Source organism: Devosia sp. (assembly GCF_028290645.1).
Taxonomy (GTDB): domain Bacteria; phylum Pseudomonadota; class Alphaproteobacteria; order Rhizobiales; family Devosiaceae; genus Devosia_A.
On record NZ_JAQGJL010000365.1, the window covers coordinates 1 to 20,795 of the forward strand.

The 20,795-nt window shown below is 66.3% G+C and carries 25 protein-coding genes; 19 read left to right on the plus strand and 6 right to left on the minus strand.

Features of this window, described 5'->3' with window-relative positions:
• The first annotated feature begins 382 nt into the window (after positions 1 to 382).
• The 7 genes from JWQ89_RS19380 to ilvC all read left to right on the plus strand — a co-directional run bounded on the left by JWQ89_RS19380 (position 383) and on the right by ilvC (position 7,743).
• Entirely contained in the window at positions 383 to 1,345 is a 963-nt protein-coding gene (locus JWQ89_RS19380) for an acetylxylan esterase (protein WP_299643733.1), read from the plus strand.
• 56 nt (positions 1,346 to 1,401) lie between these two features.
• A complete protein-coding gene (locus JWQ89_RS19385) occupies positions 1,402 to 2,217 on the plus strand; it encodes a carbohydrate ABC transporter permease (RefSeq protein ID WP_299643784.1) in 816 nt (271 codons plus the stop codon).
• Positions 2,218 to 2,243: 26 nt separating this feature from the next.
• The gene (hpt, locus tag JWQ89_RS19390) at positions 2,244 to 2,753 is read left to right on the plus strand and encodes a hypoxanthine phosphoribosyltransferase (protein WP_299643787.1); all 510 of its coding nucleotides are present in this window, start codon (positions 2,244 to 2,246) and stop codon (positions 2,751 to 2,753) included.
• A 21-nt stretch (positions 2,754 to 2,774) separates the two neighbouring features.
• The gene (locus JWQ89_RS19395) at positions 2,775 to 4,802 is read left to right on the plus strand and encodes a GMC family oxidoreductase (RefSeq protein WP_299643734.1); all 2,028 of its coding nucleotides are present in this window, start codon (positions 2,775 to 2,777) and stop codon (positions 4,800 to 4,802) included.
• A gap of 121 nt (positions 4,803 to 4,923) precedes the next feature.
• Entirely contained in the window at positions 4,924 to 5,523 is a 600-nt protein-coding gene (locus JWQ89_RS19400; RefSeq protein ID WP_299643736.1) for an HdeD family acid-resistance protein, read from the plus strand.
• A gap of 515 nt (positions 5,524 to 6,038) precedes the next feature.
• Positions 6,039 to 6,677, plus strand: a complete 639-nt coding sequence (locus JWQ89_RS19405; protein WP_299643738.1) for a TetR/AcrR family transcriptional regulator C-terminal domain-containing protein — start codon at positions 6,039 to 6,041, stop codon at positions 6,675 to 6,677.
• A 46-nt stretch (positions 6,678 to 6,723) separates the two neighbouring features.
• Positions 6,724 to 7,743, plus strand: coding sequence for a ketol-acid reductoisomerase (gene ilvC / locus JWQ89_RS19410; protein WP_299643741.1), 1,020 nt, complete (start codon positions 6,724 to 6,726; stop codon positions 7,741 to 7,743).
• A gap of 78 nt (positions 7,744 to 7,821) precedes the next feature.
• On the opposite strand, the gene JWQ89_RS19415 is transcribed toward ilvC, so the two are convergent.
• Positions 7,822 to 7,992: a DUF1127 domain-containing protein gene (locus JWQ89_RS19415; protein WP_299643743.1), complete on the minus strand. Its 171-nt coding sequence runs from the start codon at positions 7,990 to 7,992 to the stop codon at positions 7,822 to 7,824.
• Between the two features lie 88 nt (positions 7,993 to 8,080).
• Positions 8,081 to 8,227 carry a DUF1127 domain-containing protein gene (locus tag JWQ89_RS19420; protein ID WP_299643744.1) on the minus strand — a complete coding sequence of 49 codons (147 nt, stop codon included), beginning with the start codon at positions 8,225 to 8,227 and terminating at the stop codon, positions 8,081 to 8,083.
• A gap of 110 nt (positions 8,228 to 8,337) precedes the next feature.
• Here JWQ89_RS19420 and JWQ89_RS19425 point away from each other — a divergent pair, with 110 nt between their 5' ends.
• The 10 genes from JWQ89_RS19425 to JWQ89_RS19470 all read left to right on the plus strand — a co-directional run bounded on the left by JWQ89_RS19425 (position 8,338) and on the right by JWQ89_RS19470 (position 15,259).
• Entirely contained in the window at positions 8,338 to 8,817 is a 480-nt protein-coding gene (locus JWQ89_RS19425; protein WP_299643746.1) for a GFA family protein, read from the plus strand.
• A 101-nt stretch (positions 8,818 to 8,918) separates the two neighbouring features.
• Complete coding sequence (locus JWQ89_RS19430; protein ID WP_299643748.1) at positions 8,919 to 9,428, plus strand: heme-degrading domain-containing protein; 510 nt, start codon at positions 8,919 to 8,921, stop codon at positions 9,426 to 9,428.
• Positions 9,429 to 9,525: 97 nt separating this feature from the next.
• The gene (locus JWQ89_RS19435) at positions 9,526 to 10,413 is read left to right on the plus strand and encodes a PhzF family phenazine biosynthesis protein (protein WP_299643751.1); all 888 of its coding nucleotides are present in this window, start codon (positions 9,526 to 9,528) and stop codon (positions 10,411 to 10,413) included.
• Between the two features lie 78 nt (positions 10,414 to 10,491).
• Positions 10,492 to 10,917: a hypothetical protein gene (locus JWQ89_RS19440; RefSeq protein ID WP_299643754.1), complete on the plus strand. Its 426-nt coding sequence runs from the start codon at positions 10,492 to 10,494 to the stop codon at positions 10,915 to 10,917.
• A gap of 2 nt (positions 10,918 to 10,919) precedes the next feature.
• Complete coding sequence (locus JWQ89_RS19445; RefSeq protein WP_299643756.1) at positions 10,920 to 11,291, plus strand: VOC family protein; 372 nt, start codon at positions 10,920 to 10,922, stop codon at positions 11,289 to 11,291.
• A 79-nt stretch (positions 11,292 to 11,370) separates the two neighbouring features.
• Positions 11,371 to 11,799: a hypothetical protein gene (locus JWQ89_RS19450; RefSeq protein WP_299643758.1), complete on the plus strand. Its 429-nt coding sequence runs from the start codon at positions 11,371 to 11,373 to the stop codon at positions 11,797 to 11,799.
• A 74-nt stretch (positions 11,800 to 11,873) separates the two neighbouring features.
• Positions 11,874 to 11,999, plus strand: a complete 126-nt coding sequence (locus tag JWQ89_RS19455; protein WP_299643761.1) for a hypothetical protein — start codon at positions 11,874 to 11,876, stop codon at positions 11,997 to 11,999.
• 119 nt (positions 12,000 to 12,118) lie between these two features.
• On the plus strand, positions 12,119 to 13,693 hold the full coding sequence (locus JWQ89_RS19460) for a 2-isopropylmalate synthase (RefSeq protein WP_299643763.1): 1,575 nt from the start codon (positions 12,119 to 12,121) through the stop codon (positions 13,691 to 13,693).
• Between the two features lie 64 nt (positions 13,694 to 13,757).
• Positions 13,758 to 14,207 carry a GNAT family N-acetyltransferase gene (locus tag JWQ89_RS19465; RefSeq protein ID WP_299643765.1) on the plus strand — a complete coding sequence of 150 codons (450 nt, stop codon included), beginning with the start codon at positions 13,758 to 13,760 and terminating at the stop codon, positions 14,205 to 14,207.
• Between the two features lie 74 nt (positions 14,208 to 14,281).
• Positions 14,282 to 15,259: an endonuclease/exonuclease/phosphatase family protein gene (locus JWQ89_RS19470; RefSeq protein WP_299643767.1), complete on the plus strand. Its 978-nt coding sequence runs from the start codon at positions 14,282 to 14,284 to the stop codon at positions 15,257 to 15,259.
• Here the strand turns inward: JWQ89_RS19470 and JWQ89_RS19475 are convergent.
• Positions 15,228 to 16,283: an ornithine cyclodeaminase gene (locus tag JWQ89_RS19475; RefSeq protein ID WP_299643770.1), complete on the minus strand. Its 1,056-nt coding sequence runs from the start codon at positions 16,281 to 16,283 to the stop codon at positions 15,228 to 15,230. The two genes, JWQ89_RS19470 and JWQ89_RS19475, sit on opposite strands and share 32 nt — an antisense overlap.
• A 54-nt stretch (positions 16,284 to 16,337) precedes the next feature.
• Positions 16,338 to 17,288 carry an arginase gene (rocF, locus tag JWQ89_RS19480; RefSeq protein ID WP_299643772.1) on the minus strand — a complete coding sequence of 317 codons (951 nt, stop codon included), beginning with the start codon at positions 17,286 to 17,288 and terminating at the stop codon, positions 16,338 to 16,340.
• Between the two features lie 111 nt (positions 17,289 to 17,399).
• Between rocF and JWQ89_RS19485 the strand changes: the two genes are divergently transcribed.
• Positions 17,400 to 17,849 (plus strand): Lrp/AsnC family transcriptional regulator, encoded by a 450-nt coding sequence (locus JWQ89_RS19485; RefSeq protein WP_299643775.1) that lies wholly within the window; start codon positions 17,400 to 17,402, stop codon positions 17,847 to 17,849.
• Positions 17,850 to 17,852: 3 nt separating this feature from the next.
• Here the strand turns inward: JWQ89_RS19485 and JWQ89_RS19490 are convergent, their stop codons facing one another.
• Positions 17,853 to 18,953: a pyridoxal phosphate-dependent aminotransferase gene (locus tag JWQ89_RS19490; RefSeq protein WP_299643778.1), complete on the minus strand. Its 1,101-nt coding sequence runs from the start codon at positions 18,951 to 18,953 to the stop codon at positions 17,853 to 17,855.
• 160 nt (positions 18,954 to 19,113) lie between these two features.
• Here JWQ89_RS19490 and msrA point away from each other — a divergent pair, with 160 nt between their 5' ends.
• The gene (gene msrA / locus JWQ89_RS19495; protein WP_299643781.1) at positions 19,114 to 19,758 is read left to right on the plus strand and encodes a peptide-methionine (S)-S-oxide reductase MsrA; all 645 of its coding nucleotides are present in this window, start codon (positions 19,114 to 19,116) and stop codon (positions 19,756 to 19,758) included.
• Between the two features lie 175 nt (positions 19,759 to 19,933).
• Here the strand turns inward: msrA and JWQ89_RS19500 are convergent.
• A partial coding sequence (locus JWQ89_RS19500; RefSeq protein WP_299643783.1) for a mechanosensitive ion channel domain-containing protein occupies positions 19,934 to 20,795 on the minus strand: 862 nt, incomplete at its 5' end.

The following is a 20,795-nucleotide window of genomic DNA, read 5'->3' on the forward strand; positions in this document are numbered from 1 at the left end:
CGGATCGAGCGGCCCGCGCCCGATAGCCGGGCAATCTCACACCGCTCCGCAACACCGAACTGTCGATATCTCTGTCCCATGCCAACACCCTAACCAGGTGTTGCATTTCGTTTGAGAACTCAGGGGACCCATTTCTCCGCCCGCGCAGGTGGATAGTTGGGTCCCAGCTTTCGCTGGGACGACAGCGAGTTTGGGGAGGGTGCGGTGGTCGGCGTGTGGCCGGGGTATCAGGCCAAGGCCTGCAAACGGTGCGTGATCGCAATCAGGTGTTGAACTCGGGGCGGAAGTTGAGGAGGGTCTGCGGCGCCCGCCTTTGGTCGTGGTTCCGTCAACCCGGTTTTCGCCGCATCCTCGCGTTTTCACCCCAGCCAGATAGTCAGCCATGCCCTTCTTCGACCTGCCGCCAGATCAGCTCGTCCGTTACCGGTCGAGCGCAACAGCCCCTGCCGATTTCGATGCGTTCTGGGCGGAGACGCTCAGCGAATCCCGCGCCAAGCCGCTCGAGGCGGTGTTCGAGCCGGTCAATACGGGGCTGAGGCTGTTCGATGTGTTCGACGTGACCTATGCGGGCTTCGGCGGACATCCGGTGAAGGGCTGGTACATCAAGCCGCACGGGGTCGAGCCGCGCGGCACGGTGGTGAAGTTCATCGGCTATGGCGGCGGCCGCGCCGTGCCGCAGGAGCATCTGTTGTGGCCGGCAACCGGCCGCGCGGTGCTGGTGATGGATACGCGCGGGCAGGGCGCTGCCTGGTCGCGGGGCGATACGCCCGATCCGGTGGGGTCGTTCCCGGCGCATCCGGGGTTCATGACGCGCGGCATCAACGATCCGAAGGACTACTACTATCGCAGGGTCTACACCGACGGCGTGCGCGCCATCGACGCCGCACTCGGACGGTCGGAGACCAATCCGGAGAAGCTGGCCGTGGTCGGCGGGAGCCAGGGCGGCGGCATCTCGATCGCGGTCGCAGGCCTCGACAGCCGGGTCAAGGCGGCGATGCCGGATGTGCCGTTCCTATGCGATTTTCCGCGCGCCGTGGGGCTCACCACGCGCGATCCCTATGGCGAGATCGTGCGCTATCTCAGCGTTCATCGCGAGAAGGCGGAGATGGCGTACCGGACGCTGAGCTATTTCGACGGGGTGAATTTCTCGGCGCGTTCGCAGGCCGCGGCGCTGTTCTCGGTGGCGCTGATGGACGATGTCTGCCCGCCCTCGACGGTCTATGGCGCGTTCAATGCGTGGGCCGGCCCCAAGACCATCGAAAGCTACTCGTTTAACAATCACGAAGGTGGCGGCACCTGGCAGGAGCGGCGGCAGGTCGCCTGGCTCGACGAGACGCTCGGGTGACCACACTCGCCCTCGATTATGCCGATCGCGACGGGCAGCGCGCCCGTCGCAACTGGATGCTGTCGCGCGTCGCGATCTATGGCGCGCTGTGCCTGTTCGGGGTCGTCTACCTTGTTCCGGCGCTGCTGGTTTTCGCCAATGCGTTCCGTAGTCCCGCCGAGGTGGCGCTCAACGGCATGATCGCCCTGCCGCAGAGCTTTTCCTTCGACAACTGGGTCCGGGTGTGGACCAAGGCCTGCGTCAGCGGCACCTGCAACGGCATCGCGCCCAATTTCTACAATTCGCTGCGGCTGGTCATTCCGGCGACGATCATCTCGACGGTGCTGGGGGCGTTGAACGGCTATGTGCTGAGCAAGTGGCGGTTCCGCGGCTCGGAACTGGTGTTCGGAATGATGCTGGCGGGCGTGTTCCTGCCCGGGCAGATCACGCTGCTGCCCTGGGCGTGGATCATGGGGAAGCTCGGGCTTGCCAACAATATCAATGGGTTGATCCTGATCCACACGGTGCAGGGCATATCCTTCACGACGCTGTTCTGCCGCAACTTCTACGTCGGGCTGCCCGACGAGATCATCAAGGCGGCACGGATCGACGGGGCGGGGTTCTGGCGCATCTTCCGGCGGATCGTGCTGCCGCTTTCCGGCCCGATTCTTGCGGTGACGGTGATCTGGCAGTTCACCTCGATCTGGAACGAGTACCTGTTCGGCATGGTGTTCACCGCCGGCGACGAGCAACCGATCACGGCGGCGCTGATGTCGGTGCGGGCGGGTGGCTCAAGTGCGGCGGTGCTGATCGGCGCCATCCCGCCGCTGCTGGTGTATCTCATCGGCGGCAAGTATTTTGTACGCGGACTGACGCAAGGGGCGTTGAAGTGACGGCGAATAACTACGTGATCGACGAGATGATCTCGGCCAAGGCGATCGCGGCGCGGGTGGAGGCACTCGCCAAGGAAATCTCGGAGTTCTATGCCGGGACCGAGAAGCTGGTAGTGGTCGGGCTGCTGCGCGGCTCGTTCGTATTCATCGCGGACCTGGTGCGGGAACTCGACCTGCCGGTGGAGGTCGATTTCCTCGAGGTGTCGAGCTACGGGAACTCGACCGAGTCGAGTCGCGAGGTGCGGATCCTCAAGGACCTGCGCGGCGAGATCGAGGGGCGCGACGTACTGCTCGTCGAGGACATAGTCGATACCGGATACACGCTGAAGCACGTACTCGAAATCCTCGGTACGCGCCATCCCAAACGCATCGAGGTTTGTGCGCTGCTCGACAAGCCGTCGCGGCGCGAGGTCGACGTGAAGGCGCGGTGGATCGGGTTCGAGATCCCCGACAAGTTCGTGGTCGGCTACGGCATCGACTATGCGCAGCGCAACCGCAACCTGCCGCATATCGGGGCGGTGCGCTTCACCGCCTGAGAGGCGGCTCGGGGGAATTTCATGGATCGGACGCTGCTCAACGCGGTGATCGAGAGGATCGTGCCGGCCGATGCGGATGGCGGGGCGGTGGCGCTCGGTGCTCCGGGCTATCTCGAACGGCACTTTGCCGAGCACCCGTCGGATGCCGTGCTCATCGCTGACGGGCTGGGCAAGCTGTCGGGCTTCACGGAACTTGCCGCCGAAGCGCAGGACGCGGCGCTGGGCGCCGTCGACGGCGAGGCGTGGTTCCGGCTGCTGTGCGAACTGGTGGCCGAGGGCGTCTATGCCGATCCGGGCAATGGCGGCAATCCGGGCGCCGCGTCGTGGCGGATCGTGGGCTACGAGCACCGCCTGCCGGAAGGGCCGACGGGACCAGAGCGGCGGGATGGCCAGCCGCCGCGGCCCTTCTCGGGGACGCCTGACTATGACGTGATCATCGTCGGCGCGGGGGCGGGCGGTGGCGTGGCCGCCGGGGTGCTGGCCGAGGCGGGCAAGCACGTGCTGCTGCTTGAGCGCGGGCTGCTGCGCGACTATGCCGATAGCGGGCACCGCGATCACCTGCGCAACCACCGGCTGGCGCTCTATGGGCACAACACGGGGCCGGATCTCGAGGGCAATCCGCGCGTCCTCGTCGATGCGCTCAGCGTGGAGCACGTGCTGCGGCCGCATGAGAACGGCTATCAGAACCTCGCAGCGGCGGTGGGCAGCGGCACGCTGGTCTATGGCGCCCAGGCCTGGCGGTTTCATCGCGACGATTTTCGCATGGCGAGCCTATACGGGGTACCGGAAGGCTCGTCGCTGGTCGACTGGCCGTTTGGATACGACGAGCTGGCGCCATGGTACGAGCGCGCCGAGTGGGAGATCGGCGTGTCGGGCCGGGGCGATGCGCATAGCCACGAGGGACCGCGCGCCAGGGACTATCCGATGCCGTCGCTGCCCGAGAGCCCGGCGGCGCCGGTGCTGCGGCGCGGTGCGGCGGCGCTCGGCATCGAGACGACGCGTCCGCCGCTCGCCATCAACAGCCAGCCGCGCGATGGTCGCGCCGGCTGCATCCGTTGTGGCACCTGCGTGGGGTTTCCGTGCCCGAGCAATGCCAAGAACGGCACGCAGAACACCATGATCGAGCGAGCCCTGGCGACGGGGCGATGCAATCTCGTTACCGGCGCGATGGTGCTGCGGGTCGAGACGGACGGGGCAGGGAAGGCCACCGGGGTGGTGTTCTGCGACAGCAGCGGGCGGCAACATTCCGTGCGCGCCAAGGCTGTGGTGCTGGCAGGAGGCGCCATCGAGACGGCGCGGCTGCTGCTCAATTCGCCCTCGGCGCGCGAGCCGGCGGGGCTCGGCAACAACCATGACCTGGTCGGGCGAAACCTCCAGGGACATGTCTACGCCACCGCGTACGGCCTCTTCGAGGATGTCGTGCACGGCTCCGTCGGCCCCGGCGTCAGCATCGCGACGACCCGGTACAACCACGGCAACCCTGGGGTGATCGGCGGCGGCATGCTCGCGGACGATTTCGTCCAACCACCCATCATCTTCTGGAAGAACGTGCTGCCTCCCGGCCTGCCGCGCTGGGGACAGGCAGCCAAGGATTTCATGCGGGACAACTTCCATCACGTGCTGCGCGTGGCAGGGCCGGTGCATGAGATCCCCAGTCCCGAGGCGAGGGTACGGATCGCACCGCATGTGCGGGACAAGTGGAATGTGCCGGTGGCGATGCTGTCGGGGAGTGTCCATCCCGAGACGGTGCGGACGGCCGGCTATGTGCACCAGAAGGCGCATGAATGGCTGCAGGCGTCGGGCGCCGTCAAGACGTGGGGCTCGGCGCCGAAGCCGGGGCTTTCCGGCGGCCAGCACCAGGCAGGCACGTGCCGGATGGGGACCGATCCCACGAACTCGGTGACCGACGCCCATGGCCGGGTCTGGGGGCACGACAACCTGTTCGTCTCCGACGGGTCGCTCCATCCGACCAACGGTGGCTTCAATCCGGTGCTGACCATCCTCGCGCTGGCGTTCCGTAACGCGGACCACCTGGCGCGATCGATCTGAGCATCCGCCTGATCAATATTTTTGTAGTTCCGTCAGTTTCTTCTGCGGCGATTCTGTTAGTATTTCGCGCCGGGGCTCCAGCGGACAGGTGAGAACCTTCCTTGAACCACGGAGAAGCAAAATGGCAAATGCACAGACTTCCGCAGCCGGATTGCCACTGGGCGGCGGGCCGCTGATCAGGATGCTCGGCGACAACTGGTGGTTGCTGCTGATACGCGGCATCGCGGCGATCGCGTTCGGCGTGCTCGCATTCTTCTGGCCTGGTATCACGCTGATTACACTGACGTTGCTGTGGGGCGCCTACATGCTCGTCGACGGCGTCTTCGCGCTGTGGGGCGCGATCTCGGGCAGGGGCGCGGGCGCCATGGGACATCGCTGGTGGCTCGCCATCGCCGGCGTCATCAGCATCCTCGCGGGCCTCGTAGCGTTCTTCTGGCCGGGCCTGACCACATATGTACTGCTGATGTTCATCGCCGCATGGGCGATCATCATCGGCCTCTTGACGATCTGGGGCGCCATCCAGATGCGCCGGGAGATCGAAGGCGAGTGGGTGCTGGGACTGTTCGGGCTGCTCGCCATCGCGTTCGGCCTGCTGCTGTTCTTCCAGCCCGGCGCCGGTGCGCTGTCACTGGTGTGGGCCATCGCCTGGTACGCCATCCTCGCGGGCATCTTGCTGATCGTCCTGGCGTTCCGGGTCAGGAGGTACAAGCAGCCGGCCTGAGCCCTGGCTGCTTCGAGCCTGACGGATGCTTGACGTGCCGAAGCCCCCGGCTGGCTGGCGCCACCGGGTTGTGGGGCAGTTTCGCCGCATCCGGCGCGGCGCGGGTGGGACTTCGTCCCCCGAGCCGGTCATCCGGCAACTGTACAAGGTTGGAACTCTCGTCCCGCGCAGCGCGAACGGTCTTTTGGCGGCCGGAGCGAGGTGTCTACCACCCGCCTTGACCTGGCACCCCCAGGAACAGCGGCCGCCCTTGGCCCAAACCCTGTCCCGCGATGCCCCATCGACACTTCGTAAGGGTGAGGGGAAATTGCCATGATCTGCAATCGCCGGGACAAGTTGGGGTCCTGTTTCTCAACGTGCTGGCAAATCTAGCCTTTGTGGCCATGCACACACCTCCACCAAACACGCCCCTTGCGCCGAACCGTACGTTACGGTACGGTGCGGCGTTGTTCTTGTTCGGCGGGTTCGAGACTCCGGAGGAGTGCGGGTCGGCCGGTATTGGTTCGGGTGTCGTCTTGGCTCTTGCCGTTGCCCATAGCGAGGAAGTGTTCACGCCGCGCCAGCAGCAGGTGCTGACGGCGGCGCTGGATCTGCTCGTCGAGCAGGGCGACCGGCTGACCATGACTTCGGTCGCACGGCGCGCCTCGTGCTCGAAGGAGACGCTCTACAAGTGGTTTGGCGACCGCGACGGGCTGCTGACGGCGACGGTGCAGTGGCAGGCGGCCAAGGTCCGCGTGCCGCAGGTCGATCGCTGGCGGCTCGATGCGGCATCGCTCCGCAACAGCGTCGAGCAGTTTGCCCGCGACCTGTTGGGAACCATTGTCGGCGAGGTGTCGGTGACCCTCAACCGGCTGGCCATCGGGCATGCCGGGGCGGAAAAGCACGGGCTAGGAGCGATCGTGCTCGAGAATGGCCCGCTCGCCATCCGCAAGCGCCTGAAGCCGGTGCTCGAGGCCGGGCGCGAGGCGCGGCTGCTGCGTTTCGACAGCTCCGAGGAGGCCTATCGCAGCTTCTTCGGGCTGGTGGTGCGCGACGCGCAGATCCGCCTGCTGCTGGGCGAAGCCTATTGTCCCACCGAGGCCGAGATCGCGCGCGACGCGGCGCGGGCCACGGAACAGTTTTTTGCCATCTACGGGGCCCATCAGGCCACGTGAGTTTCAAAATGGCCGCGGCGGCCATACGCACAAAAGGGAGACTACCATGCGCGTCTATTACGATCGGGATGCCGATCTGAACATCATCAAGTCCAAGAAGGTCGCGATCGTCGGCTACGGCTCGCAAGGCCACGCGCATACGCTGAACCTGCGCGACTCGGGCGTGAAGGATGTGGTCGTGGCGCTGCGTCCCGGCTCGGCCTCTGCCAAGAAGGCCGAGGGCGAGGGGCTCAAGGTGATGTCGGTGGCCGAGGCTGCCGCATGGGCCGACGTGATCATGATGCTGACCCCGGACGAGCTGCAGGCCGACATCTACAAGCAGCATATCGAGCCCAATATCCGTGACGGCGCCGCGCTTGCCTTCGCGCACGGCCTCAACGTGCACTTCAACCTGATCGAGCCCAAGAAGACCGTGGACGTGATCATGATCGCGCCGAAGGGCCCGGGCCACACCGTGCGCGGCGAGTACCAGAAGGGCGGTGGCGTGCCGTGCCTGATCGCCGTCCACCAGGACGCCTCTGGCAACGCCCAGGACATCGCGCTCGCCTACGCCTCGGGCGTCGGCGGCGGCCGCTCGGGCATCATCGAGACGAATTTCCGCGAGGAATGCGAGACCGACCTGTTCGGCGAGCAGGTGGTGCTGTGCGGCGGCCTCGTCGAGCTGATCCGGGGCGGCTTCGAGACGCTGGTGGAAGCCGGCTATGCGCCGGAGATGGCGTATTTCGAGTGCCTGCACGAAGTGAAGCTGATCGTCGACCTGATCTACCAGGGCGGCATCGCCAACATGAACTACTCGATCTCGAACACCGCTGAGTGGGGCGAGTACGTCTCGGGTCCGCGCATCATCACCTCGGAGACCAAGGCCGAGATGAAGCGGGTGCTCAAGGACATCCAGACCGGCAAGTTCACCTCAGAGTGGATGCAGGAGCACAAGTCGGGCGGTTCGCGCTTCAAGGCCACCCGCCGCCTTGCCGACGAACACCAGATCGAGGAAGTGGGCGCCAAGCTCCGCGACATGATGCCGTGGATCAAGGCCGGCGCGCTGGTGGACAAGAGCAAGAACTGACGCGCTGACCGTCAGAATCAAGAAGGGCTCCGGCGCATGCGCGGAGCCCTTCAGTTTTGTGCGCTGGACAGGAGCGGTCTACTCATGGCCGCTCGATCGCGAGCGCTGATTACGGCCCGAACGCATCTGGGCGAGGTCGGTGCGCGTGAGGCCGATATCGCGCAGCAGGTAATCGTCGAGCTTCATCAGGTCGCCGAGGACGCGCTTGTGCTCGGAGCGACGGAAGAGGGAGGTCAGGTGGAAAGCCATTTGCTCATCTCTGATCTGGGTTGTGCCGGGATTGGCGGGTCGGCATATGCGCAGGCGGTGATGAACGCCGAATGAACTGGGAAAGGTCTTAGCGAGACTTGCGACGGAACCAGCTGTTCCGCTTCCTGAGTTCTTCGCGGGTGAGGCCGACATCGGCGAGCAGGCGGTCGTCGAGCAGGTCAAAGCGCGGACGCGAACGGAGCTCGGTGGTCAGCAGCAGCAAATCGGTGAACATGTTGTCTATCTCCACTAGGTTGGCGAACCGGTATGTCCCGGCGATGGCGCGTTGAAATGCGCCCGGCGGGTTGAACCGGTTCTGAACGGGAAATTCAGGGAGGGCGCGTAATGAGCGCGATCGAATTGCCGGTATTTCCGGTCGAGGGCGGATGTCAGTGCGGGGCGGTGCGCTACCGGATCACCGGGGGTCCGCTGTCGGTCTACAACTGCCATTGCCGCGACTGCCAGCGCTCGAGCGGGGCGACGCACTCGATGTCGATGCCGATCAAGCGCGAACTGTTCGAGCACTTGAGCGGCGACCTCGCCACCTTCGACAAGGCCGCCGACAGCGGGCGGACGGTTCGGATGCTGGGCTGCGCGCGCTGCGGCACCAAGGTGTGGAACGAGCCGCTGGCGTCGCCCGCCATGCTGGTGGTGAAGCCCGGTACGCTGGACGATCCGAGCTGGTGCGTGCCGATCGGCAACATCTGGACCGAGAGCCGGCTGCCCTGGGCCGCGATCGATGCGAGCGGGGTGAATTTTCCCGGCCAGCCTGCCGATCGACAGCCGCTATTTGATGCGTGGGCGGCCGCGACCGGAACCCGATAGGGACCGGAGCTTGCCGGAAGAATTCTTGCTGCGGGCGGAGCGCGGCGAGCTCCGGCGCATGTTATGGATCGGCCCGTTTTGGCCAGAGGGGAGTGATTTTTATGAGCGTCGAGAGCGATATCGAGCTGGTCGAGCAGCAGGAAAAGCAGCTGGTGTTCCAGCGCTTCGACGAGGCGACCGCGCTGAAGTTGGGGGAGGATATCCGCAAGCTCGCCGAGGCGGCGGGCTCGGCGCTGACGATCGACGTGCGGTTCTGGAACCGGCCGCTCTACTACTATGCGATGCCGGGGACGGGGCCGGACAATCCGGAGTGGGTGCGGCGCAAGAGCAACTGCGTCAGGCGCTTCAACCGGGCGTCGTATGCGATGACGCTGCGCCAGAAGCGCCAGGGCCGCGGGTTTGCGCCGGACGAGAACGTCGATCCGGCGGAGATCGCGGCGCATGGCGGCTCGTTCCCGATCCGCATCGAGGGCGTGAGCGTCGTCGGCGCCATCACGGTATCGGGCGTGCCGGGGCGGCTCGACCATGGCTTTGTCGTCGAAGCGGTGGCCAACCATCTGGGCATCGATCCAGCGGCGCTCCGCCTGCCGCCTGAAGCTCCCGCGGCCTAGCCTGCCCGTGGCGACGAATTAGCCTCCCGTCGGGTCCGGGGGTGCTTGACTAAACACTCGGGGCTGCCGCAACTGCTGCGCGGTTGCGGAGCCCAAGATGAAACTCAATTACCTGCTGCTGGACGTCTTCACCACCGAACCGCTCAAGGGGAACCCCCTTGCCGTGGTGCTGAAGGCAGACGGCCTGCTCGACAACCAGATGCAGGCGATCGCCGCCGAGTTCAACCTGTCGGAGACGGTGTTCATCCACAAGGCGCAGTCCGAGCGGCATTCGGCGGCTGTGCGCATTTTTACCCCGCTGGTGGAACTGCCGTTCGCGGGCCATCCGACGGTCGGGGCGGCCGTGGTGCTGGGGCTCCAGAACCGGTCCACGGCGGTGCGCCTCGAGGAGAAGGTCGGTGTCATCACCTGCGTGATCGAGCGGGTGGACAAGGAAACCGGGCTGGCGCGCTTCGCCCTGCCGAAGCTGCCTGAAGAGGTGGGCAAGGCGCCAGCGAGGCAGGCGATCGCGACGACACTCGGCCTCGAGCCCGAGGAGATCGGGTGTGGGCCTTACGAGCCGGCGCTGTTCTCGGCAGGCGTGCCGTTCTATCTGATCCCGGTCAGGGACGCGGGCGCGCTGAAGCGGATCCGGCTCGAGCGGCGCGGCTGGGAGGAGGTCTATCCGGTCGGCCACCGCTCGATCTACGTCTTCACCCAGACGCCGGAAGAGCGGGGCAACGAGTTCGCGGCACGCATGTTCTCCCCTGGCATGGGGTTAGGCGAAGACCCGGCGACCGGCTCGGCCGCGGCGGCGCTGATCGGGCTCATCGCGCGCCAGACCGGCAACGGCCAGCACGAGTTCCGGCTCCGGCAGGGCCACGAGATGGGCCGGCCCAGCCTCATCACCCTCCAGTTGCGCAAGGCGGACGATCAGCTCACCCATGGCGGCATCGGCGGACATGCGGTGATCGTCGGCGAGGGCGTGCTAAACCTCGGCGGCTGACGCTCTCAAGCGGCTTTCGCAGGCGCTGGCGCGCCAGACCCAACTCGGATAGCCTCCCGCCGCCTTGGAGGGCTTCGCATGTTAATCGTCGGATCTATTCTCTTTTTCATTCATATTGTTGCGCTCGTTGCGGGCGGCGCCAATTCCGTCGTCATGCCGATCGTGGGGGCGAGGCTTGCGACGGCGACGCCGGATCTCCGCGCGGGCTTCCTCGACCTCGCCGAGCAGCTCGCCAAGGTCGGCAAGGTCGCGATGGGGACGCTGCTGCTGAGCGGCATCCTCATGCTCTGGCTCCGGTGGGACTGGGTGGTCCCGAGCGCGTGGTTCTGGGTGAAGATGCTCGGCATCGTGGCGATGATCGTGTTCATCAGCCTCAACGAGATGAACGCGAAGAAGGCGCGTAGCGGCGACAGGGACGCAGGCAAGCGCTCGAAGATGTTCGGCCAGCTGACGGCCGTGGCGTTCGGGGTGGTGATCCTCGCGGCAGTGTTCACGTTCGGCTAGAAGTGGCGCGCCTCGATCACATCAATATCCACGTCGTGGACGGCGGCCGCATGGTCGCCTTCTTCACCGCCGTGCTGGGCGCCGAGGAGGGCTTCCGGCCGCCCTTCGGCAGCCCGGGACACTGGGTCTATGTCGACGGCGTGCCGGCCATCCATTTGGACGTGGTGAAGCGCGAGGCGGATTTCCCCAAGGGAATCGTCAACCACATCGCCTTCGGCGTCTACGAATTCGAGGCGACCAAGGCGCGGATCGAGACGGCGGGCTATCCCTATCGGATCACCGGCATTCCGGGGACCGAGATCGGGCAGTTCTTCGTCGATGGCCCGGAGGGGCTGCTGCTCGAGGTGCAGTTCCGGCGGCTGTCCGGTTCATAACCGCTCGCGATCGCTTCCCACCGCCGGCGGACCGGCGTAGGCTTACGCAGTCTGCGTTGATCCCGGGGGGAGGGCACGTATGGACGTTCTCGTGAGCATTCTGTTCTGGATACACCTGGTGGCGCTGGGGCTGGGCGGCGCCGCGGCGTTCGGGCTGCCCGTCGTCGGGAGCAAGATGGCGGCGGCCAATGCCGAGACCCGGCCGCTGCTGTTCTCCATCGCGCACGGGCTTTCAACGCTCGGGCGCTCGGGCGTCGGGCTGCTGATCATCACCGGGCCGCTGATGGTCTGGCTGAAGTACAACGGGGTCGATGGCTTCAGCGCGTGGTTCTGGGTCAAGATGGTGCTGGTGGTGCTGCTGCTCGCCATCGTCATCTACGCCGGCATCAACACCAACCGGGCCGAGAAGGGCGATCGGGAAGCCGGGATGCGCTCGCCGCGACTCGGCCTGGCCGCGCTGGTGGTCTTCGTGCTCGTCATCGGCAGCGCGGTGATGACTTTCGGCTGACCGCCGCAGCGAGGCTTGCGCTCAGGGGGAAATTCGCGCAGTATTTGCGCCGTAGCTAGTTTTTGGTCCCACGAATGCAGCGCAACCGCGCCATTGCCATAGCCGCCGCCGAACAGAAGGCTCGTCAGAGCCGGCTGTTGATCGCGGCCGCCTTGCTGCTGCTTCCGGCCGCCCTGCTTCTCCTTCTTATCAGCCCCTGAGTACCGGCGGCTCGCGATGGCGAGCGGGTGGTCAGGGGCGAGCGACTGAAAAGCCGAACAGCAATTTTGTCCGGCCGTGAGCGATTCATCATCCCCGGCCGCTGGATAGGAATACCGAAATGAGCACCCAGCCCCAGGCGCAGAGCAACAAGGACCGCGTCTATATTTTCGACACCACGTTGCGCGACGGCGAGCAGAGCCCCGGCGCGACGATGACGCTCGAGGAAAAGCTGCAGGTCGCCGAGGCGCTCGACGAGATGGGCGTCGACATCATCGAGGCCGGCTTCCCGATCGCCTCGAACGGCGACTTCGAGGCCGTCGTCGCGGTGGCCAAGCACGTGAAGAACTCGGTGGTGGCCGGGCTCGCCCGCGCCATTCCGGGCGACATTGCGCGCGCCGGCGAAGCGGTGCGGCATGCGCGGCAAGGTCGCATCCACACGTTCGTCTCGACCTCGCCGATCCACCTCGCGCACCAGATGAAGAAGACCGAGGAGCAGGTGCTGGAGATCATCTCTGCCACCGTGGCCCAGGCCCGCAACCTCATCGACAATGTCGAGTGGAGCGCCATGGATGCGACGCGCACGCCGATCGACTACCTGGCGCGCTGTGTCGAACTCGCGATCAAAGCCGGCGCCACGACCATCAACCTCCCCGATACGGTGGGCTACGCCATCCCCGCCGAGCACGAGGCGATGTTCCGCTCGATCATCGAGCGGGTGCCGGGGGCGGACAAGGTGATCTTCTCGGCCCATTGCCACAACGACCTGGGGCTTGCGGTCGCCAACTCGCTGGCAGCGGTGCGCGGCGGGGCGCGGCAGGTGGAATGCACCATCAACGGGCTGGGCGAGCGGGCAGGCAATGCGGCGCTCGAGGAGATCGTGATGGCGCTCCGCACCCGCGCCGACGCCATGCCGTACGAGACCGGTATCGACTCGACGCATCTCAGCCGGGCCAGCAAGATCGTCTCGGCGGCGGCGAATTTCCCGGTCCAGTACAACAAGGCGATCGTCGGCAAGAACGCCTTCGCGCATGAGAGCGGCATCCATCAGGACGGCATGCTGAAGAATGCGCAGACCTACGAGATCATGACGCCCGAGAGCGTAGGCATCAAGGAAACCACCCTGGTGATGGGCAAGCATTCGGGCCGCGCCGCCTTCAAGGACAAGCTGAGGGAACTGGGCTACGAGCTTGGCGACAATGCCTTCCAGGAGGCCTTCCAGCGCTTCAAGGATCTGGCTGATCGCAAGAAGCACGTCTACGACGCCGACATCGTGGCGCTGGTCGACGACGAGGCGGGGTCGGTCGACGATAGGATCAAGCTGGTCGACATGGAGGTGATCTCCAAGACCGGCGGCGTCCATCACTGCGACCTCGTCCTCGCCATCGACGGCGTCGAGGTGAAGGCAAGCTATGATGGCACCGGCTCGGTCGATGCGATCTTCAATGCCATCAAGCAGGCCGTCGGCAGGGACCCGCATCTGGTGCTCTATGCCATCGACGGCGTCACCGGCGGCACCGATGCGCAGGCGAGCGCGCATGTACGGCTCGAAATGAACGGCCGCATCGTTTCCGGCAATGCCGCCGAGCCGGACACCCTCGTCGCCTCGGCCCGCGCCTATATCAACGCCTACAACCGCCTGCTGCTCGAACGCGGCGCCGCGGCGCAAGGTGCGACCGAGGCTGCGGTGGGGTGAGTGCGGCCGCCGGGCTGAAACATCGGAGCCGCCTTCGGGCGGCTCTTTTTCGTTGGGGAGAGAGATGACGCATGAGTTGAAACAGGTGAGTTCGCCCGAGGACTGGGCGGCGATGCATGCCATCCGCCGGGCGGTGCTGTTCGCGCCCGGCCGGCATCCGGGGATCGAATACGACGAAGCGCATCCGCACGATTTGGCGGCCAATCACATCAAGTTCCTGCTGCTGCTGGACGGCGCGCCGATCGGGGTGGTGCGGCTCGACCTCATGGGCCAGGTTGCGACGGTGCGGCTGGTGGCGATCGTTGCCGACCGGCAGCGGCAGGGTCATGGAGCGGTGATGGAGCAACTGGTGACCGGCTTCGCCTGGCGGCTGGGCGTCACCACGCTGCGCGTCAACTCGGCGCCCGACGCCGTGGGCTTCTACGAAAAGCGCGGCTGGCAGCGGGAGATCTGGGATCCAGCCGAGCTCGCAGGAATCGCCGTCAACTGCGTGCAGATGGTGAAGCCGCTCTAGGCCGCCGCTAGAAAGACAGTGGCTAGCCACGGCGGGTACGGCTAGGTTGCGTGGCGTCGAGATGGGGCCGGGGCATGCTGCGAGAACTCAGGGGAGCGGTCACTGCGCTGGCGCTCGTCGCCTGCGGCGTGCTGGCGGCGGTCAGTTTCGATCTCGGGGTGCCGGGCCAGTCGCTGCTGCAATCGCTGCGCTTCCACATCGCGGCGGGGCTGCTGGGACTGGTCGTGCTGCTGATCCTCGGCGGGGCGTGGCGGCGGGGGCTGCTGTTCCTGCTGGTGTTCGGGATCAGCGCGGCGCAGGGCGCGGCCATCGTCTACCGCCAACAGGAAGCGCGCATCGCGGCGCACGGGCCCGCGAGCAAGGCGCTGCTCAAGCTGTTGAGCTTCAACCTGCTCAGCGAGAACCGGAACGGCGAGAAGATCGCCGATTTCGTCGTCGGTTCGGGCGCCGACGTGGTGCTGCTGATGGAGGCGGCGCCGGTCGCGTCCTATCGCGACAAGCTGCTCGCGGCCTATCCCTACTTTGCCGGGTGCGACGTCCACTCCGACTGCGGCACGGTGATCCTGTCGCGCACGCCGCTCGAGGATGTGGTCGTCGGCGCACTCAGCCCCGTGTGGCGCAACCGGCTGATCACCGCGACCACGGTGATCGGCGGCGAGCGGATCAATCTCGTCGCGGCGCACATGGTGAAGCCGTATTTCGACGATTTCCCGGCCGAGGAGGCGTATACGCTGGCCGAGGCCATCGGGAGGCTAAAGGGGCCGCTGCTACTCGCCGGAGATTTCAACGCCGCGGCATGGTCGGACACCATCGACTGGCTGGCGCTGCGCGAGAACCTCGCGCCCGGCCCAGCCTACCCGGCGACCTGGCCCATCCGGCTGGGCCCGCTGGGGGTGCCGATAGACAATATCTTCACTCGCGCGCCGTTGGTGGTCGAGCATGTCGAGGCGCTGAGCGACGCCATGGGCTCGAACCACCGCGGGTTGATCGCCGGGGTTTCGATCGGTACCGGTGGCCCGGTCAGCCTGGAATCAGATCCCGCACCGCAATAGCGGCCGGACGGCGCGCGGCCGGAACGGCGAGGCCGAACAGGTCCTTGGGGTCGTCGAGTTCGGGGATGAGGTCGATGTCGCGGGCGACAACGACCGTGAGGTCGCGGACGTAGCGCAAGGTCGAAAAGTCCTCGATGGCGAAGCCGACCGAGTCGAACAGCGTGACTTCGCCGGCGCTGCGGCGTCCCGCTGCCGCGCCGGTCAGCACCTGCCAGAGCTCGGTAACCGCAAAATCCTCCGGCATCTGCTGGATCTCGCCTTCGATCCGGGTCTGCGGCGTGTACTCGGTGAACACCGAGGCGCCGGCGACGATGTCGGGGTGCAATTCGGTTTTCCCCGGGCAATCGCCGCCGATGGCATTGAGGTGCATGCCGGGCGCGATCATGTCGGGCGTCAGCACGACGGCGCGGGTCTTGTCGGCAGTGGCGGTGGTGACGATGTCGGCACCGCGAACCGCTTCGGCGACCGATCCGGCACGCACGATGCGCAACCCGCTCGTCGCGAGGTTGAGGCGGAACTTGTCGACGGCATCGGGATCGATGTCGAACACCCGCACCTCCTCGATACCGAGCAGCGCCCTGAAGGCCAGCGCCTGGAACTCGGACTGCGCACCGGCGCCGATCAGCGCCAGCACCCGGCTGTTCGGGCGGGCGAGAGCGCGCGCCGCGACCGCCGAGGTGGCGCCAGTGCGGAGCGCGGTGAGGATGGTCATTTCCGAAACCAGCAGCGGGTAGCCGGTGGCGACGTCGGCGAGGACGCCGAAGGCGGTGACCGTGAGCTTCCCCGACTCGGTGTTCCTGGGGTGCCCGTTGACGAACTTCATGGCGTAGAGCATGCCGTCCGAGGCCGGCATCAGTTCGATGACGCCATCGCGGCTGTGGCTTGCGAGGCGGGCGGCCTTCTCGAACTCTTCCCAGCGTCGGAAATCGGCCTCGATGTACCCGGCGAGTCCGACGAGGAAGGGCTCGATGCCGGTCTTCCTCAGGAGGGTGCGGATATCGCTGGTGCCGGTGAACTGGGTCATATTCGCCTCTTACTTTGCTGGAGCAGTCAGGCTGCGAGTGCTCGGTCTTGCGGCTCAGGCCGCGATGTATTGCGCCGCCTGGTGGGCGACTGGGATGAAACGGCGCTCCCCGAAGAGGCGCGCGGTGAGATCGACCATCAGGTCGGCGCTCATGCCGAGCCGGTCGAGGATGGGGTTCAACTCGACCAGGTCGACCGAACCGACACGGCCGCTTTCGTGCAGCATGTCCATCACCAGTTGGCCCTCGTCGAGCGTCAGGCCGCCCGAGACGGTCGTGCCGACGCCGGGGGCGAGGGCGGGGTCCATCGCATCGACGTCGAGCGACAGATGCAGGTGCCCGTTCGCCGCCTCGACGCGATCGAGGAAGTTCTTGAGCGGTGCGGCGAGGCCGCCGATGCGGATGGCGTCCATATCCACCACCTGCAGGCCGCGCTCGTCGATAAGCTGAGCCTCCTCGCAATCGAGCGCGCGGGCTCCAAGGATCATCACGTTGTCCGGATCGACCGGTGCGAACCAGTCCGACGCGTTGTGGAAGCCGGGCTCGCCGCAGAGCCGGGCGAGCGACATGCCGTGGATGTTGCCGGTTTCAGTGGTGGCCCAGGTGTTGAAATCGCCGTGGGCATCGAACCAGAGCACGAAAAGCGGCCGGCCCACGTGGCGGCAATGGCGAGCGACGCCCGCGACCGAGCCCATCGAGATCGAGTGGTCGCCGCCGAGGAAGAGGGGTCGCGCGCCGTTCTCGAGACTGCGGTAACCGGCCTCGCTCGCGGCCATCGCCAGCGCCTCGATCTCGGCGGCAGGGGCGAGCTTGTCGCCTACATTGACGTCGCCGAGATCGTGGACTTCGTAGCTGAGCCGCTCCAGCCGCTCCGCCAGTCCGGCGGTCCTGAGGTCGTCCGGTCCGAGCGCCGCGCCGCGGCAAGACGCGCCCGCATCGGTCGGCAGGCCGATCAGGTCGATGCGGTTACCGGCGGAAGGACGGCGGGCGCGAGCGTCATGCAGCATTGAAGTGTCCTCGTTCCAGAGTTCGCGGTAAATATGTGGACACCGTTCGCTGACGAAAAGCCGGAAAAGTGATAAGAATGCGCAGGGGATTGCGCAAAGTGGCGACATGAAATGACGAATAGTACATCCGGGCTAGACGATCTCGACTATCGCCTTATCGCATTGCTGCGCACCGACGGGCGCCTGCCGGTCGCGAAACTCGCCGCGCAACTAGGGGTGTCCCGCGCCACTGTGACGGCGAGGATGGAGCGGCTGGAGCGCGCGGGCACGATCGCCGGCTATACTGTGGTGGTGCAGACGCACGGACGGGACGACGCGGTACGCGCGGTTACCATGGTCGAGGTGGACGGCAAGAATTCCGAGCAGATCATCCGCCGCCTGGCCGGATTTCCGGAGATTCGCGCCCTCTACACCACCAACGGCCGCTGGGACGTGGTGGCCGAGATCGAGACGGCGACGCTGAGGGAGTTCGACGAACTGCTGCGCAAGATGCGCCAGATCGACGGCATCGCGAATACCGAGACGAGCATCTTGCTGGCGGCGAGGAAGGAGTTGGGGTGAAGCCTAGCGCGCCTCCTTCAGCGCCCGTGGCAGTTCCTCGGCCACTACGTCCATCTCCTCGTCCCGCCCGACGCTGATGCGGATGTGCCTGTCCAGCCCCGGCGCCATGGGCTTGCGCACGAACACCCCGCGGCCCTCCAGCGCCTTCAGCACGCGCAGCGCGTAGTCGCCGTCGCGGCCGCAGTCGACGGCGACGAAATTGGTGGCGGACGGGATTGCCGCGAGACCATTGTCGTCGGCGATGGCGTAGAGCCTGTCGCGGCCGGCGGCGACTTTCGCCACCGCGGATGCCAGCCACTCCTGATCGGCGAGAGCCGCGATCGCCGCCACCTGGCTCAGCCGGGTCACGCCAAAGTGGTTGCGCACCTTGTCGAAGGCCTTGATGAACCCCGCTTCGCCGATGGCATAGCCGACGCGCATGCCGGCGAGGCCGTAGGCCTTGGAGAAGGTGCGGGTGCGGATCAGGTTGGGCCGGGCGATGTCGAGGGCGGGCAGGGTGTCGGGAGGCGCGGTTTCGCAGTACGCCTCGTCAAGGAGGATCAGCGTTTCGTCAGGCACTTGGGCGATGAAACGCTCGATGTCGGCAGCGCTCCACCAGGTGCCCATCGGGTTGTCCGGGTTGGAGAGGTAGATCACCTTGGCGCGTTCGCGCCGCGCCGCTTCGGCCAATGCAGTGAGGTCCTCGTGGTTGTCGGCATACGGCACCGCGACGATGCGGCCCCCGAAGCCGGCGACGTGATAGTTGAAGGTCGGATAGGCGCCGAGGGAGGTGACCGCGACGTCGCCCGGCTCGATGATCAGCCGCGCGATCAGGCAGTGGAGGCCGTCAATGCCTTCGCCGATTGCGACATTGGCCGGCGGGATGCCGAGATGTGCGGCCAGCGCTGCCCGCAGGTCGTGAACCTCGGGGTCGCCGTATCTCCACACCTCGCCCGCCGCTCCGGCGATGGCGGCGATCACCTTCGGCGAGGGACCAAAACCGCTCTCGTTGGCGCCGACGCGGGCGCGGAACGGTGCGCCGGTGCGGCGCTCGATCGCTTCCGGGCCGGTGAACGGCACGGTCGAGGGCAGGGACTGGGCGAGGGGTGTGAGGATCGGGCGCATGATGCGGCGAACTTAGCGTGCCCGGGGCGTGGCGCAACCGGATGAATTCGCATGGGACCGGGAGAAAGTTTCACCCTGCGGCTGCACATTAGTTTGTGTTGTGCGCGACGCGCCGCCGGTCCACTTATCGTGGCAAAGCAACTCGCTAGGGGTGGATCGAATGCACAGGAACAGGTTGGCGCTTGCGGTGGCTGTGGTCGGCGCGATGGCGATGTCTGGCGCGCAGGGCGCCGAGACGGCAGTGGCGATCTTCGCCGGCGGCTGCTTCTGGTCGATCGAGAGCGATTTCGACCACGCGCCCGGCGTACTCTCCACCACCTCGGGCTATATCGGCGGCCATGTCGACAATCCGACCTACGAGCAGGTGGTTACGGAAACCACGGGCCACCGCGAGGCGGTGAAGATCGAATACGACCCGTCGGTGACGAGCTACGAGAAGCTGGTCGACACCTTCTTCCACCTGATCGATCCGATCGAATCGCGCGGCCAGTTCTGCGATTACGGCGAGAGCTACACCACGGCGATCTATGCCGGCACCGAGACCGAGCTCAAGGAAGCCGAAGCCGGCAAGGAAGCCACCGCCGCGGCACTCGGCAAGCCGGTCGCGACGATCGTTGCGATGGCCCCGACATTCTGGCCGGCCGAGGGATATCACCAGGACTTCTGGAAGGGCAGCGAGATGCTGCAGAACGGCCTGACGCGGGCCGAGCACTACGCCCGCTACCGCGCCGGCTGCGGCAAGAACGGCCAGGTCGAAGCGATCTGGGGCAAGGATGCATTCCGGGGGCTGGACGGGCACGCTTGAGGTCCCTCAGCCCGCAGGTTCCATGCGTGCCGACCCCCACCCCTGTCCCCTCCCCCTAAACAGGGGGAGGGAGACCCTCCCGCAGACGGAAGTGTTTTGGTCTCCCTCCCCATTCTTCGGGGGAGGGGACAGGGGTGGGGTCGGCACGCACAACGCGCCCGTAGACATGCACCCCTCACGTCAAATCCGGCGTCCGCTCCCCGGCATTCTGCGTGTGCGGATCTGCAGCCAGTTCTACCTGCGCCTGCTCGCCGTCGGCCGCGAGCAGCTTGTTGATCGCGATCTTGGCCTTTTCGGTCAGGTCCCGCAGCGTCGGCAGGTATTCCGGCGTCGGCACCCAGGCGCGCAGCTGCAGCATGATCTTGTCGCCGACGAAGCTCTCGACATGCACGGTCGGCGGCGGATCGAGCTGCACGCGCTTGTCGGAGGTGGCGATCTTCAGCATGGCCCGGCGCGCGGTCGCAACATTGATGGTATCGGGCACGGTGATGTTCACGTCGATGCGTCGGCGCGGCTCGCGGCTGTGGTTGGTGATCGCCGACGACCAGAGCTTCTGGTTCGGGGTGAAGATGTAGAGCCCGCTGGTCGAGCGCAGCCGCGTGCCGAACAGCCCGATCTCGACCACCACCCCGGCCACGCCGTCTCCGACGATGTACTCGCCGATGGCGATCGGCCTCAGCCAGACCAGCATGATGCCTGCCGCGATATTGGCGAGCGTGCTCTGCAAGGCGAGCGCGATGGCGAGGCCGGCGGCCCCGACCACGGTATAGATCGAAGCGCTCGAGACGCCGAGGAAGCTCAGCGCCGTCACCAGCGCGAAGATGATGATGCCGTAGCGCGTCACCTGCGCCAGGAACGGCGCGAAGTTCTTGTCGACGCCATAGGCACGCGGCAGCAGCTTGCGCACCAGGCGCGACAGCGCGCTCGCCAGGTACCAGCCGGCGATCAGCACCACGGCGGCGCTGATCAGGCCGACGGCATTGTCAGCCAGCCAGTTTAGCGGCGCGGAGACGAGTTCGGCTGGGTCGTTCATGGAG